Consider the following 13,850-nt stretch of genomic DNA (forward strand, 5'->3'; position numbering starts at 1 on the left):
TGCCGCTCAGCCGGCCAGGAGCCGGCGCGCGGCTTCCAGACGACGCAGCATCGTGCCGTCGACGACCTCGTCGCCGATCTGTACGCGGATGCCGCCGATGACCTCGGGGTCGACGACGACGTTGACCTGGACCGGCCGGCCGTAGATGCCGGTCAGCGCCTCGGCCAGGCGACGACGCTGGGCGTCGTCGAGCGCGACGGCCGAGGTGGCCGTGGCGGTGAGCTGCTCACGACGCTTGGCCGCGACCTGGAGGTAGAGCTCGATGGTGCGGTCGAACCGGCGACCGCGCGGGGCCAGCACCGCCTGGCGGGCCAGGCGGACGGACTCGGCGGACGCCTTGCCCTGCAGGAGCCGGCCCAAGAGGTCGGCCTGCGCCTCGCGGTTGGCGTTGCGGTCGGCGACCGCGTCGCGCAGCTCGGCGGTGCCGGCCACGACCCGGGCGAACCGGAACAGCTCGTCCTCGAGCGCGTCGAGCCGGCCACCGGCCTCGGCGGAGGCGGTGACGGTCTCGACGGCCAGGAGCTCGAGGGCGTCGGTCAGGTCACGCTCCTCGGACCAGCGCTGGGCCACCAGCTCGGAGAGCACCGAGAGGGCGGCGTCGCCGACCTTGCCGCCGAAGAGCCGGCCGACCAGCTCGCGCTTGGCCGAGGCCTCACGCGAGGGGTCGGCCAGCGCCCGACGGAGCGAGGCACTGGAGTCCAGCGCAGCCGTGATGCCGAACAGGTCCTCGGCCAGGGCCGACCAGTCGGCCCCGGTCCCGAGCGCCGCGGAGAGCGCGTCGTGACCGGCGATGAACGCAGCGCGCGAGGAGCCACGCATCAGAGGCCCTGCCCGTGCTCGCCGGAGCCGGCGGAGACGGCCTCGGGACGGATCGAGCCGGACTCGAGCTCGGCGAGGAACCGGTCGACGGTGCCCTTCTGACGGACCTCGTCCTCCAGCGACTCGCCGACGATGCGGCTGGCCAGGTCGGTCGAGATCCGGCCGACCTCGCTGCGCAGCGAGATGAACGCCTGCTGGCGCTCGGCCTCGATCTGCTTGTGCGCAGCCTCGGTGATGCGCGCGGCCTCGGTCTGGGCCTGGGTGCGCATCTCCGCGACGATCGCGGCGCCCTGCTCGCGCGCCTCCTCGCGGATGCGGGCAGCCTCGGCGCGGGCCTCGGCGAGCTGAGCCTTGTACTGCTCGAGCGCCGCCTGCGCCTCCAGCTGGGCCTCCTCCGCCTTGTGCATGCCGCCCTCGATGGCGGCGGTGCGGTCGGCGTAGGCCTTCTCGAGGTTGGGCACCACCTTCTTCTGCACGATGACGTACAGGATGGCGATCGCGATGAGACCGAAGATCAGCTCGCCCCAGTGGGGCAGGACGGGGAGCTGGGTGGCCTCATTGGCGGTCGCCAGAGCCGCAACGTGGCCAGCGCTGGCGAAAAGCTGCACGGGGTTCTCCTAGTGCCTTGTTGCCAAAGGTTTCTGCTGTGGTGACTCTGGTGAGTCGCGTCTCAGGCCTTGAAGACGAACGCGAGAACCAGACCGAAGATGGCCAGCGCCTCGGCGAGGGCGAAGCCCAGGATGGCGATGGACTGCAGCATGCCGCGAGCCTCGGGCTGACGGGCGACGCCGTTGATGTAGGCGGCGAAGATCAGGCCGATGCCGACGCCGGGGCCGATGGCGGAGAGGCCGTAGCCCAGGATCGCGATGTTACCGGTCACGATGTCTTCCTCTTTCGTTCTTGGTGTCCCGCGCGGCACGTCACCGCCCGGAAGTCTGTGTGGTGTGTCAGGTGTTCAGTTGTGGGTCACGCAGCTGTGGGTGGCGACGGTCAGTGCTCGTCAGCCAGGGCGCCGGCGATGTAGGTCGCGGCGAGCAGGGTGAAGATCAGCGCCTGCAGGAACTCGATCAGGGCCTCGAAGATGGTCATGACGAAGGCCATGCCGAAGGAGCCGACCGAGACGATCTTCAGGCCGAAGGAGCCGTGCAGGAGCATGTACTCGCCGCCGGTGATGAACAGCAGGAGCAGCATGTGGCCGGCGAACATGTTGCCGAACAGTCGCAGCGCCAGGGTCAGCGGCCGGGTGACGAAGTAGGTCAGCAGCTCCAGCGGGACGACCAGCGGGAGGATGCCCTTGGGCAGGCCGTCCGGGACCATCGACTTGAAGTAGCCGACGAAGCCGTGCTTGCGGAAGCCGAGGTAGTGGTAGGTCACGTAGACGACGAGCGTCAGGGCGATCGGGAAGCCGATCCGGCTCATGGTCGGGAACTGCACCGGCGGGATGACGCCGAAGAGGTTGTTGACCAGGATGAGCACGAACATCGAGAACAGCATCGGCACGAAGCGCAGGAAGTCCTTGCTGCCGATGATGTCGCGGGCGACGGTGTTGCGGACCAGGTTGTAGACGCCCTCGGTCATCCACTGGGCTCGCGACGGGACGATGGCCGCGCGGCGCGTGGTGGCCACGAGGACCCACCCGATGAGCGCGACGGACAGGAGAATGACCACCGCGGCGCGGGTGATGGCGAACGGGCCGTCACCGATCAGCGGCTGGTAGAACTCGGCCGGGGTCGGCGACTGGAATCCACTGCCTTCGGCCGGCAGGCCGCTCAGCGTGGCCAGCACGTTCAGGCTCACAGGGTCTCCTCGAATTGCGACGAACCAATCAAGGGGGCGGAGGCGCCCCGGGGGACCGCTGCGACAGCACCGGTCATCACGCAGCGCGCGCTCGTGCGCGCCACGGAAGTCACTTCGACGTACCGTACCTGAACCACACGAGGTACAGCGACGTGGCCATCCCCACCAGAAGCCCCACGACGACCAGGAACGCCGTGCCCAGCCAGTGGTCCAGCAGCCACCCGATCCCGCCGAACAGAACCGGCCCGGAGATGAGGTACGAGACGGCGCTCCACGCGGCGGACTCCTCCAGCCGAGGGTGCCCCGCATCGGGGTCCGGCGGCCCGCTCGGACCGGGTGAGGTCGGGTGATCGTCGCTCATGGACTGCTCCTCGGTTCACCATGTCACTCCCCCGCTTCCGGCGCACCCGGGGAGGCCGGGACGTCGTACACGTTCTTGCGCATCCGCACGAAGGCGACGACCTGGCCGACCTGCCAGACGAGGGTGACGGCCAGGGCGGCGATGCCGAAGGCCGTGCCGTCCAGCCAGCTCGCGCTGGAGAGGCTGATGATGACAATGCCGAGGAACAGGACCTGGCCGAGGTAGACGGCGAGGGCTCCGGTGAGCAGCGACAGCGGGTTGGCGTTGGTCACCCGCTTCATGACCGCCAGGCCTCCGGCGAAGAAGGCGATGGTCACCACGACGGCGAGCAGGGCGGCGAGCCCACCCCGGCTCCCCCGGGCGACCCAGAGGGCGATGACCACGATCGGGGCGGCGACGAGGGACGGCACCAACGCGCCGCGCAGCATGGCGGCGAAGGGTGCCGCAGGTGCCGGGGCTGGGTGCTCGGTCATGTCTGGCCTTGCTGGTCGTGGGCGTCTGGACGGCGTCTCGCGACGGGCGGTGCAGCCTCGGTGGGGACCTGTTCGACGGGGCTCACAGGTTCCTTTGAGGTGCTTGTGAAAGGTATCACAAGCGCGTGTGAGGCCTCCACCTGGGGAGCCCCACTGTGAGGATCACCGCAAGCAGGGAGGCCGCGAGGATCACGGACAGGGACACCCAGATGTCCACCCCGGGGAAGGCGAAGGACACCGCGCCGAGGGAGACGACGGCCGCCCACAGGTAGAGCAGGAGCACCGCGCGGCGGTGGCCGTGCCCGATCTTGAGCATCCGGTGGTGCAGGTGCTGGGCGTCCGGATGCCACGGCCGCAGCCCGGCCCGGGTCCGCCGGACCACCGCCAGGAGCACGTCCAGCAACGGCAGCGACAGGATCGCCAGGGGCAGCAGGATCGGCAGGAACGCGGCGGTCACCTCGTCCTTGCTGACCGAGGACGGGTCGACGTTGCCGGTCATGGAGATGGTCGCCGCCGCGAGCAGCAGGCCGAGCAGCAGCGCCCCCGAGTCGCCCATGAACAGCCGCGCCGGGTGGAAGTTGTGCGGCAGGAAGCCGGCGCAGCAGCCGACCAGCGCGGCCGTGACGAACGTGGCCGAGGAGAACACGTTCGGCGGGTCGTAGCTGCGCGAGAGCAGGTAGGAGTAGACGAAGAACGCCAGCGCCGCGATGCCGACCACGCCCGCGGCCAGCCCGTCGAGGCCGTCGATGAAGTTCACGGCGTTGATCGAGATGATGACGATGACGATCGTCAGCCCGACCAGGACCGGCGTCGGCAGGATCGTGACCCCGAACAGCGGCAGCTGAAGCAGCTGCACGCCCTTGAAGGCCATGATCCCCGCGGCGAGCATCTGCCCGGCCAGCTTGGTGATCCAGTCCAGCTCGCGCATGTCGTCCAGGGCGCCGACGGCACAGACGATCACCGCCCCGGCGAGGATCCCCATCGGCTCCCCGGTCGGGAACACCTGCGAGAGGTACGGCAGCTGGCTGGCCACCAGCCAGGCCGAGCCGAAGCCGATGAGGATGCCCACTCCCCCGAGCCGCGGGATCGGCGTGGCGTGCACGTCGCGGTCGCGGACGGGCGTGAAGGCCCCCGTCGCGACCGCGACCCAGCGCACGAAGGGGGTCGCGACATACGTCATGGCCGCGGCCACGACGAAGACCAGGAGGTACTCCCGCACTCAGCTGCCTCGTTCGCTGTGGAGGTGTGTGCTCTACCCGCGAGGGTATGCCGGGAAGCGGCTCACGAGGTCGCCCACCTCCGCGCGCACGTCCTTGGCGACCGGGTGGTCGGGGTCACCGTCGGTCTGGGTGACGGCGCGGTGGATGAGGTCGGCGATGACCTTCATCTGCTCCGTGCCCATGCCCTGGGTGGTGACCGACGGGGTGCCGACCCGGATGCCCGAGGCGGTGTTCGGCGGCTGCGGGTCGAACGGGATGGCGTTCTTGTTGAGGACGATGCCGGCCGCGTCGGAGCGCGCCTCGGCGTCCTTGCCGGTGACGCCGACGCCCTGGAGGTCGTGCAGCGACAGGTGGGTGTCGGTGCCGCCGGTGATCGGGCGGATGCCCTTCTCCCCCAGCGAGGCCGCGAGCTGCTGGGCGTTGGCGATGACCTGCCGGGCGTAGGTCTGGTACTCCGGGCGCAGGCACTCGCCGAGGTTGACCGCCTTGGCCGCGATGGCGTGCATCAGCGGGCCGCCCTGCATCATCGGGAACACGGCCTTGTCGAGCTTGGCGGCGTGCTCCTCCTTGCAGACCAGGGCACCGCCGCGCGGGCCGCGCAGCACCTTGTGCGTGGTGAAGGTGACCACGTCCGCGTAGGGCACCGGGCTGGGGATGGCCTGGCCGGCGACGAGGCCGATGAAGTGCGCGGCGTCGACCCAGAAGATCGCGCCGACCTCGTCGGCCACCTCGCGGAAGAACTGGAAGTCGATCAGGCGCGGGATGGCCGAGCCGCCGGCCACGATGACCTTGGGCTTGTGCTCGCGGGCCAGGTCGCGCACCTGGTCGTAGTCGATGTCCTCGGTGTCCTTGTTGACGCCGTAGTGCACGGCGTTGAACCACTTGCCGCTGAAGGAGACCTTGGTGCCGTGGGTCAGGTGCCCGCCGTGCGGCAGGGACATGGCCAGGATGGTGTCGCCCGGCTGGCAGAACGCGCCGTAGACGGCCTGGTTGGCGCTGGCGCCCGAGTGCGGCTGCAGGTTGGCGTGGTCGGCGCCGAAGAGCCGCTTGGCGCGCTCGATGCCGATGCTCTCGGCCTTGTCGACCTCGGAGCAGCCGCCGTAGTAGCGCCGGCCGGGGTAGCCCTCGGCGTACTTGTTCGACAGCGTCGAGCCGAGCGCGGCGAGCACCGCCGGGCTGGTGAGGTTCTCGCTGGCGATGAGCTGCAGGCCGCTGCGGACCCGGTCGAGCTCGGACAGCAGCACGCCCGCGATCTCGGGGTCCTGCGCCTGCAGCGCCCCGAAGTCGGGGCCGTAGAAGGTCTGGTCAGCGGTCATGCGGGCTCTCCGTCGCAAGCTGGGAGTGGGCGAGGGCAGTCTGCTCGCGGCCACTCTATTGCGTCCCGCTGCACGCCCGACGGCGGTGTCCGCACCGGCTCCCGGCTCAGGACAGCAGCGCGATCAGGGCCTGCGCGTCCACCGGGGCGCGGACCTTGGCGTCGTTGTCGAAGTAGACGACGACGTCGGCCCCTGCGGCGGCCCAGCCGCGCACCTTCACGGCCCACCGTTCCAGCGCCTCAGGGGTGTAGCCGCTGGTGTAGAGCTCCAGGTCGCCGTGCAGGCGGACGTAGACCAGGTCCGAGGTCACGTGCTCGAGCACCGGCCACCTCCCGGCGGTGTCGGCGACCACGAGCGCGACGTCGTGGCGGCGCAGCAGCCCCGGCACGTCGGGGTGGGTGAAGCTGTGGTGCCGGACCTCGAGGGCGTGGCGGATCCGGCGGGGGCCGCACCCGGGCAGCGGAGCAGCCAGGACCCGGTCGTCGGCGAGCTTGTCGTCGTGGCCGCGGGCCAGGACCGCCGCCTCGTCCTGGGTGCGCGGCAGCTGGTCGAAGAACGCGGCCAGCCGGTCGGGGTCGTAGCCCAGCGTCGGCGGAAGCTGCCACAGCACGGGGCCGAGCTTGGGCCCGAGGGCCAGGACCCCTGAGGCGAAGAAGTTGGCCAGCGCGGTCTCCACCCCGGCGAGCTTCTTGAGGTGGGTGATGAACCGGCCGCCCTTGACCGCGAAGAGAAAGTCCTCGGGGGTCTCCTCACGCCAGGCCGCGTAGCTGGAGGGACGCTGCAGGGAGTAGAAGGAGCCGTTGACCTCGATCGAGGTGAGCCGGGACGCGGCCCAGGCCAGCTCCTCGCGCTGGGGCAGCCCGGGTGGGTAGAAGGTGCCGCGCCACGCCGGGTAGCGCCACCCCGAGATCCCGACCCGGACCTGCCCCATGACCGCAGGCTAGCTGTCGTGGCCGTCGACACCCTCCGTCGTCACGACACCTGGGAGGCCATGGCCCGTTCGTGGATGCCCATCACGGCCGCCCGGGCCGACAGGAACGCTCCGGCCTGCCACGACACCAGGTGGGAGAGCCAGTCACCGGCGAAGTACACCCGACCGGCAGGCTTGTTCAGCAGGGCGTACTCGCGCTCGGTGCCGTTGGGCCAGGAGATCCACCCGCCCTCGATGAACGGGGTGCGGCGCCAGGCGACGGAGAAGGACGAGACGAGCTCGTCGCGGTACTTCTCGCCGTAGATCCTCACGCCGGCCGCGACGGCCCTGCGCACGCGCGCGGCCGGGTCCAGTGAGTCGTAGAGCAGGGAGTCGGCGTCACGGTTGTAGTAGCCGAGCACCACGCCCCTGTCGCCGAGGAACCCGTGGGAGGGATGCCAGATCTGGCGGACGTCCATGTCGGTCGTCGTGATGCCGCCGAAGATGTGTTCGTCCTCCTCCCACCAGCGCCGCCCGTACTCCAGCCCGAGCTTCCCGACAGAGAGAGGGCGGGGCAGCCCGAGGGCTCGCTGCACCTCGCCGCCCAGGTTGTGGCGCAGCCGTGCGAGCAGGTGCGGTGGCATCGCCGCCACACAGAAGTCCCCGGTCTCGTGTCGGGTGCCCCCCTCACCGTCGCGGAAGAGGACCTCGACGCCATCCGGACGGTCGGTCACCGAGAGCACCTGACAACCGAACCGCACCCGGTGGCGACCGACCCGTCGGGTCAGCGCATCGACGATCCGGTCCATGCCGCCGACCGGCTGGAACATCATCATCGCCTGCCGGTACTCGAGCTCGAAGGAGAAGTCCAGACCCACGTCACTGCCCAGGACGTCGTGCAGCGACGGGGGTGGCGTCAGGACGACGCCGCGCTGGCTCCCGGCACCGGGGTTGACCCGGTAGCCCCGCCGACTGCTCCCGGTGTAGCGCCAGCCGTGCTCCCGGCCCCCGATGTCACCGAAGTCCCGCAGGAACTCGAGCAGCTTCTCCTTGTCCGTGGCGGTCAGCTCCCCGTCGAGCGATCCCCTGTCGGTGGCCTTGGCGAGCAGCTCCGAGATGTAGCCGTAGACGTCGGCCTTGGCGGTCCGGTAGGCGATCGGATGACCCGACAGCGGCCCCTTCTGGTGGTAGATGACCTCGTCGGCGTTCTGGTTGGCCATCGGCTCGATCGCCACGCCGAGCTCGCGGCAGTAGTCCAGCGTGACCATCCACTGGGCGATGCGGGCGGGGCCGGCGTTGAGGTACTGCCCCGCGGCGAACGCGGACGTCTGGGTGCGCCCGTCCAGGTCACGCTCGGTCGTGCCGCCCCGCACCGTCCAGTTGCGCCCGCCGGGACGGTCCTTGGCCTCCAGGACCCGGCAGTCGTACCCGGCCTTGCCCAGCTCGTATGCCGCGGCGAGCCCGGCGATCCCCGCCCCGAGGACCACCACCCTCGCCCTCCGACGTCCGCTGAGGCTGAAGTCCGCTGATGCCGGCGGGCGGTAGGCCACTCGCGAGGTGGCCTCGGTCGGGGCCAGGCCCAGCAGCCCCATGGCCTCGAACAGGATGCCTGCGCCACCGGTCGCCCCCACCGCCTCGAGGACGGCCCGCCTGGACACCTGCGCGCTCATCTGCCACTCCTTTGTCGTGACGGCGAGCTGTCCTGCTCGGCCGCCACCGCTGCCGGAGGAGGCATCCGGGGCTCGGACGGCGGCGCTCCCACCCGGCAGACCAGAGAAGTCTGGGCCGCCCTGTCGCCGAAGTCACGGGACGTACGCCCTTGGGGCGGTCCGACGTCACGACGGCTGGACGCGCAGCTCCGTCTCGCCGAGCACCTCGCGCAGCTGGTCGGCACTGACCCCGCCCTCGCGCAGCACCACCGGCACCTCGCCGGTGCAGTCGACGATGGTCGAGGGGACGTTGCCCGAGGTGGGTCCGCCGTCGAGGTAGACGCTGACCGCCGCGCCGAGCTGGGCGGCCGCGTCGGTGACCGAGGTGGCCGACGGCCGGCCGGTGATGTTGGCGCTGGTGACCGCCATCGGCCCCACCGCGTCGAGCAGGGCGAGGGCGACGTCGTCCTCGGGCATGCGCAGCGCCACGGTGCCGTTGGTGTCGCCCAGGTCCCACATGAGCGAGGACTGGGCCAGCAGGACGACCGTGAGCGGGCCGGGCCAGAACGCCTTGACCAGGTCGCGGGCGTAGGCCGGCACCGAGGTGGCCAGGCCGTCGAGGGTGCGCAGGTTGGGCACGAGGACGGGCGGCGGCATCTCGCGCCCGCGGCCCTTGGCGGCCAGCACCGCGGCCACGGCGTCGGGCGAGAAGGCGTCGGCGCCCACGCCGTAGACGGTGTCGGTGGGCAGCACGACGACCTCACCACGGCGGACCGCCTCGGCGGCCTCCGCGACGCCCGTGGCCCGGCCCTCCTCGGTCGTGCAGTCGTAGACGGGACTCATGGGGCGAGCCTAGGGGCGCGCACGGCCACCGTCGCACGGGGCCGCCCGGTCAGGTCGTGCTCGTCGTGCACGTCGGCCCAGCAGCCGGTGGCCCGCAGCGCCGCCGGCAGGCTCTCGCCCTGCACGTCGGCGTGTTCCATCACCAGCACCCCCCCGTCACGCAGCAGCGTGGCCGCCCGGGCGGCCACGGCGAGCGGGATGGCCAGGCCGTCGTCGCTGCCGCCGTAGAGCGCGAGCTCGGGGTCGTGGTCGCGCACCTCCGGGTCGAGCGGCACCGCACCGACGGGGATGTACGGCGGGTTGCTCACCACCACGTCGACCGCCTCCTCGAGCTCGGGGAACGCGCTGGTCGCATCGCCCTCGCGCAGGTCGACGTCCAGGCCGAGGTCGTCGCGGTTGCGGGAGGCCCAGGCCACGGCCAGCCCCGACAGCTCGACCGCGTGGACGCGTGCCGCCGGGACCTCGTCCTTGACGCTGAGCGCGATCGCCCCCGACCCGGTGCACAGGTCCACGACGACGGGGGCGTCGAACCCCTCGCACGCCCGGATCGCCAGCCCGGCGACCACCTCCGTCTCGGGCCGGGGCACGAAGACCCCGGGTCCGACGGACAGCTCCAGGCGGCGGAACCCGGCCCGCCCGGTCAGGTGCTGCAGCGGCACCCGCCGGGCCCGCTCCTCGACCAGCTCGTCGAGCCCCTCGGGCTCCGGGGCGCCGAGGACCATGAGCCGCTGCACCTCGGCCGGGGTGCTCGCCAGGGCGTGCGCCGCGAGCGCGACGGCGTCGACGTCGGCACTCCCGACCCCCGCCGCGGCCAGCCGGCGGGACGCCTCGCGGACCGCAGCGCGCAGGTCCCCGCTCACGTGCCGGCCGGGCCCTCGGCGACGGCGGCCATCCGCGCAGCCTCGTCGGCGTCGACGGCCGACTGGACCATCGGGTCCAGGTCACCGTCGAGGACGGAGTCCAGGTTGTAGGCCTTGTAGCCGGTGCGGTGGTCGGAGATGCGGTTCTCGGGGAAGTTGTAGGTCCGGATGCGCTCGGAGCGGTCCACCGTGCGGATCTGGGACCTGCGCGCCGCGGACGCGGCCTCGTCGGCGGCGTCCTGGGCGAGCTGGTGCAGCCGGGCGCGCAGCACGCGCATCGCCGACTCCTTGTTCTGCAGCTGGGACTTCTCGTTCTGGCAGGACACGACCACCCCCGTCGGCAGGTGGGTGATCCGCACGGCCGAGTCGGTCGTGTTGACGCTCTGCCCGCCCGGGCCCGAGGAGCGGTAGACGTCGATCTTGAGGTCGTTGGGGTCGATGGTCACCTCGACCTCGTCGGCCTCGGGCATCACGAGGACGCCGGCGGCGGAGGTGTGGATGCGGCCCTGCGACTCGGTGACCGGCACGCGCTGCACCCGGTGGACACCACCTTCGTACTTCAGCCGGGCCCACGGCGCGTCGCCCGGCTCGGGGGTGCCCTTGGCCTTCACCGCGACGCGGATGTCCTTGTAGCCACCGAGGTCGGACTCGGTGGCGTCGATGACCTCGGTCTTCCAGCCGCGACGCTCGGCGTAGCGCAGGTACATCCGGACCAGGTCGCCGGCGAACAGCGCGGACTCCTCGCCACCCTCGCCGGCCTTCACCTCGAGGATGACGTCGCGGTCGTCGTCGGGGTCGCGCGGGATGAGCAGCCGGCGCAGCTTGTCCTCGGCGGCCCGCTCGACCTCCTCCAGCGAGGGCAGCTCGGCGCGGAAGGCCTCGTCCTCGGCCGCCAGCTCGCGGGCGGCGGCCACGTCGTCGCGGGCCGCGTGCCACGCGTGGTAGGCGGCCACGGTCGGCGCCAGCGCGGCATACCGCTTGTTGAGCTTGCGGACCAGGTCCTGGTCGGTGTGCACCGAGGGGTCGGCGAGCTGCCGCTCGAGGTCGGCGTGCTCCTGCACGAGCGCGGCGGCGGACTCCAGCATCGGTGGCTACTCCAGGGTGGGTGTGGCGGGGGAAAAAGCGACGCCGGCCCCCCGACCTCGGGAGGTCGGGGGGCCGGCGTGCGGGAGAGCTACTTGGCGGCCTTCTTGCCGTAGCGGGCCTCGAAGCGGGCCACACGACCACCGGTGTCGAGCAGCTTCTGCTTGCCCGTGTAGAACGGGTGGCACTGCGAGCACACGTCGGCGTGGATCTGGCCGTTGGTGGCAGTGCTGCGGGTCTGGAACGTCGCGCCACAGGTGCAGGTCACCGTGGTCTCGACGTAGGTGGGGTGCAGGTCCTTCTTCAACGTGTCTCCTCGAGTTGGGGGCGCACCGGGTCGCTGCCCTCGGGTGGGCAGGCGTGAACCGGTAGCCAACACATCAGTGTGCCAGATCAGGCACGTATGCCGAAAACGCCCGCCGGGCCGGGGACATTCCCGCGCTCAGACCGGCTCGGGCAGCCTCGCCAGCGGCAGCTCGATGACGACCTCGGTGCCCTCGCCCTCGGTGGAGCTCAGCGTCAGCGTGCCCTCGTGCCCCTCGACGATGGTCTTGACGATGGCCAGGCCGAGGCCCGTGCCCGGGATCGCCTGGGACGTGGCGTTGCTGGCCCGGAAGAAGCGGACGAAGAGGCGTTCGAGGTCGGCCGCGGGGATGCCGATCCCGGTGTCGCGGCAGCGGATCCGCACCACGCGGGTCGCGTCCTCGGAGACGTCGTCGGAGTCCTCGCCGGCATCGGGCAGCTCGACGGACACGCTGACGGCGCCGCCGGAGCGGGTGAACTTCACCGCGTTGGAGACCACGTTGACCAGCGCGCGCTCGACCTGGGCGCTGTCCGCGGAGATGACCGCCTCCTGCGGCACCGGCTCGATCCGCAGGGCGACTCCCGCGGCGTCGGCCATCGGGGCCAGGGAGTCGCCCACGTGCCCGATGAGGTCGCCGACACCGACCGGGCGCACCACGGCGCGCAGGCCGGTCGACTCGATCCGGTTGAGCACCAGCAGGTCCTCGATGAGGCCACGCAGGCGGACGGTGTTGCGCTCGATGATGTCGAGCATCGAGGCCTGCTGCGGGGACAGGTCGCCCACGTCCCCGTCGCGCAGCAGCTCGAGGTAGCCGGCGATCGAGGTCAGCGGGGTGCGCAGCTCGTGGCTGACCGTCGCCATGAAGTCGGTCTTCTGCTGGTCGAGGCGCTCGAGGCGCTCGACGTGCTCGGCCTGGTGGGCGTCGTACTCACCCTGGACGATCGAGCGGGCCACGAAGGTGGCCGACTGCTGGACGGCGTTGACCTCGGGCGCGGACCAGTGGCGCGGGCCGTCGAGCATCATCAGGGCGATCACGCCGAGCACCCGCTCGCCCAGGCCGACCGGGGCCAGGATGACCGCGCGGGCACCGGTGGCGCGGGCGAACATCTGCGCCCGCTCGGCCTCCTGGACCCTGGGGTCGAGGAAGTCCGCCAGCGCCGAGGAGGTGGCCGAACCCCACATCTCCTGCGCCAGCTCCACCTCGTGGCGCAGCAGCTCCTCGGACAGGTCCGGCAGGTCGGCCAGGCCCGGGCGGTGCCACTGGCGCCCGTGCCGGACGACCCGGTCGCTGTCGATGATGTGGAAGAGCACCCGGTCGACGGCCAGGCCCTTGCCGAGGGCGGCGCAGGTGGCCTCGATGGCCTCGTCCGCGGACGGCGCCGCCCGCACGATGCGGGCGGCCTCGCGGGTGAGCTCGTGCATGAGCAGCGCCTCGGCCTGGGCCAGGCTCAGGCTGACGTTCTGGGCGATGAGGGCGTTGAAGTCGGCCGCCAGCTCGCGCACCTCCATGGCGCCCTGGTCCTCCCGCGCCCGCGCCTCGTGGTCGCCGGCGCGCTGGCGCCGGACGACGCTGCGCAGGTTGCGCAGGGGGCGCGTCACCGAACGGGACACCCGGTTGCCCAGGAGCAGGCCAATGGCCAGCGCGAGGGCGGTGATCAGGGCGAGCACGGCCGTGTTGCGGGCCAGCTGCTCGCGGGCGCTGGTACGCAGGACGAGGGACTCGCTGGAGACGAGGTCGCTGATCTGCCCGTTGGGCACCCGGAAGGCGTCGAAGAGGTCCTTGCCGTGGGGCAGGTCGATGTCCTGGCCCTGCTGGGCGCGCAGCCGCGCCTGGTCGGCGTAGGCCCACCACGCCTCGAGGGCGGCCGCTTCCTCGTCGACCATGGCGAGCAGGTCACGCTCGCTGTCGCCGCTGGCCCGGTCGAGCAGCAGCGATCGGCGCACCGTGGCGATGTCGCCCACCGCCCGCTCGTGGGCGCCCCAGTACGGCTCGAGGAACCGCAGGTCGCGGCTCGAGGCGTAGCCCCGCAGGCCGCTCTCGGCGTCGGTCATCGCCTGGAGCGCGTCGGCGTTGGAGGTCAGGGCCGGCCCGATGGACAGGGTGAGCCGGTCGACGTAGCCGTTCTCCTGCTGCAGGCCGGCGAAGGCCACCCCGGCGATGACGAGCATCAGCCCGCACAGGATGGCCACCAGCATCCGCAGGCGCTGGGCCACC

The 13,850-nt window shown here is 71.7% G+C and carries 15 protein-coding genes; all 15 read right to left on the reverse strand.

Annotation, left to right across the window (positions count from 1 at the left end; all coding sequences use genetic code 11):
- Window positions 1-6 precede the first annotated feature (6 nt).
- Window positions 7-819: a F0F1 ATP synthase subunit delta gene (locus FB474_RS13530; protein WP_141789127.1), complete on the reverse strand. Its 813-nt coding sequence runs from the start codon at window positions 817-819 to the stop codon at window positions 7-9.
- Window positions 819-1,427: a F0F1 ATP synthase subunit B gene (locus tag FB474_RS13535; RefSeq protein ID WP_141789128.1), complete on the reverse strand. Its 609-nt coding sequence runs from the start codon at window positions 1,425-1,427 to the stop codon at window positions 819-821. The genes FB474_RS13530 and FB474_RS13535 overlap by 1 nt, the downstream gene beginning before the upstream one ends.
- Before the next feature lie 62 nt (window positions 1,428-1,489).
- Window positions 1,490-1,699, reverse strand: coding sequence for an ATP synthase F0 subunit C (atpE, locus tag FB474_RS13540; protein WP_141789129.1), 210 nt, complete (start codon window positions 1,697-1,699; stop codon window positions 1,490-1,492).
- A gap of 110 nt (window positions 1,700-1,809) precedes the next feature.
- A complete protein-coding gene (gene atpB / locus FB474_RS13545; RefSeq protein ID WP_141789130.1) occupies window positions 1,810-2,616 on the reverse strand; it encodes a F0F1 ATP synthase subunit A in 807 nt (268 codons plus the stop codon).
- A 109-nt stretch (window positions 2,617-2,725) separates the two neighbouring features.
- Window positions 2,726-2,977, reverse strand: a complete 252-nt coding sequence (locus FB474_RS13550; protein WP_141789131.1) for an AtpZ/AtpI family protein — start codon at window positions 2,975-2,977, stop codon at window positions 2,726-2,728.
- 23 nt (window positions 2,978-3,000) lie between these two features.
- The gene (locus FB474_RS13555; protein WP_141789132.1) at window positions 3,001-3,450 is read right to left on the reverse strand and encodes a hypothetical protein; all 450 of its coding nucleotides are present in this window, start codon (window positions 3,448-3,450) and stop codon (window positions 3,001-3,003) included.
- A gap of 115 nt (window positions 3,451-3,565) precedes the next feature.
- The gene (locus FB474_RS13560; protein WP_141789133.1) at window positions 3,566-4,669 is read right to left on the reverse strand and encodes a glycosyltransferase family 4 protein; all 1,104 of its coding nucleotides are present in this window, start codon (window positions 4,667-4,669) and stop codon (window positions 3,566-3,568) included.
- 33 nt (window positions 4,670-4,702) lie between these two features.
- A complete protein-coding gene (locus FB474_RS13565) occupies window positions 4,703-5,986 on the reverse strand; it encodes a serine hydroxymethyltransferase (protein ID WP_141789134.1) in 1,284 nt (427 codons plus the stop codon).
- Between the two features lie 106 nt (window positions 5,987-6,092).
- The gene (locus FB474_RS13570; protein WP_141789135.1) at window positions 6,093-6,917 is read right to left on the reverse strand and encodes a DUF72 domain-containing protein; all 825 of its coding nucleotides are present in this window, start codon (window positions 6,915-6,917) and stop codon (window positions 6,093-6,095) included.
- 41 nt (window positions 6,918-6,958) lie between these two features.
- Complete coding sequence (locus FB474_RS13575; protein ID WP_141789136.1) at window positions 6,959-8,566, reverse strand: flavin monoamine oxidase family protein; 1,608 nt, start codon at window positions 8,564-8,566, stop codon at window positions 6,959-6,961.
- Between the two features lie 165 nt (window positions 8,567-8,731).
- A complete protein-coding gene (locus tag FB474_RS13580) occupies window positions 8,732-9,388 on the reverse strand; it encodes an L-threonylcarbamoyladenylate synthase (protein WP_141789137.1) in 657 nt (218 codons plus the stop codon).
- Window positions 9,385-10,248, reverse strand: coding sequence for a peptide chain release factor N(5)-glutamine methyltransferase (gene prmC / locus FB474_RS13585; protein ID WP_141789138.1), 864 nt, complete (start codon window positions 10,246-10,248; stop codon window positions 9,385-9,387). Before prmC ends, FB474_RS13580 begins: the two co-directional genes overlap by 4 nt.
- The gene (gene prfA / locus FB474_RS13590) at window positions 10,245-11,333 is read right to left on the reverse strand and encodes a peptide chain release factor 1 (RefSeq protein WP_141789139.1); all 1,089 of its coding nucleotides are present in this window, start codon (window positions 11,331-11,333) and stop codon (window positions 10,245-10,247) included. Before prfA ends, prmC begins: the two co-directional genes overlap by 4 nt.
- Window positions 11,334-11,422: 89 nt before the next feature.
- A complete protein-coding gene (gene rpmE / locus FB474_RS13595; RefSeq protein ID WP_141789140.1) occupies window positions 11,423-11,638 on the reverse strand; it encodes a 50S ribosomal protein L31 in 216 nt (71 codons plus the stop codon).
- Between the two features lie 135 nt (window positions 11,639-11,773).
- Window positions 11,774-13,849 (reverse strand): ATP-binding protein, encoded by a 2,076-nt coding sequence (locus tag FB474_RS13600; protein ID WP_141789141.1) that lies wholly within the window; start codon window positions 13,847-13,849, stop codon window positions 11,774-11,776.
- Window position 13,850: the final 1 nt, after the last annotated feature.

The organism is Oryzihumus leptocrescens, from assembly GCF_006716205.1.
Taxonomy (GTDB): domain Bacteria; phylum Actinomycetota; class Actinomycetes; order Actinomycetales; family Dermatophilaceae; genus Oryzihumus; species Oryzihumus leptocrescens.

What these genes read in the sequence shown, in the direction of transcription:
- FB474_RS13575 (WP_141789136.1), bottom strand. Translation starts at nt 8,566, where the DNA reads ATGAGCGCGCAGGTGTCCAGGCGGGCCGTCCTCGAGGCGGTGGGGGCG.
- FB474_RS13530 (WP_141789127.1), bottom strand. Translation starts at nt 819, where the DNA reads ATGCGTGGCTCCTCGCGCGCTGCGTTCATCGCCGGTCACGACGCGCTC.
- FB474_RS13580 (WP_141789137.1), bottom strand. Translation starts at nt 9,388, where the DNA reads ATGAGTCCCGTCTACGACTGCACGACCGAGGAGGGCCGGGCCACGGGC.
- FB474_RS13555 (WP_141789132.1), bottom strand. Translation starts at nt 3,450, where the DNA reads ATGACCGAGCACCCAGCCCCGGCACCTGCGGCACCCTTCGCCGCCATG.
- FB474_RS13565 (WP_141789134.1), bottom strand. Translation starts at nt 5,986, where the DNA reads ATGACCGCTGACCAGACCTTCTACGGCCCCGACTTCGGGGCGCTGCAG.
- FB474_RS13550 (WP_141789131.1), bottom strand. Translation starts at nt 2,977, where the DNA reads ATGAGCGACGATCACCCGACCTCACCCGGTCCGAGCGGGCCGCCGGAC.
- FB474_RS13570 (WP_141789135.1), bottom strand. Translation starts at nt 6,917, where the DNA reads ATGGGGCAGGTCCGGGTCGGGATCTCGGGGTGGCGCTACCCGGCGTGG.
- prfA (WP_141789139.1), bottom strand. Translation starts at nt 11,333, where the DNA reads ATGCTGGAGTCCGCCGCCGCGCTCGTGCAGGAGCACGCCGACCTCGAG.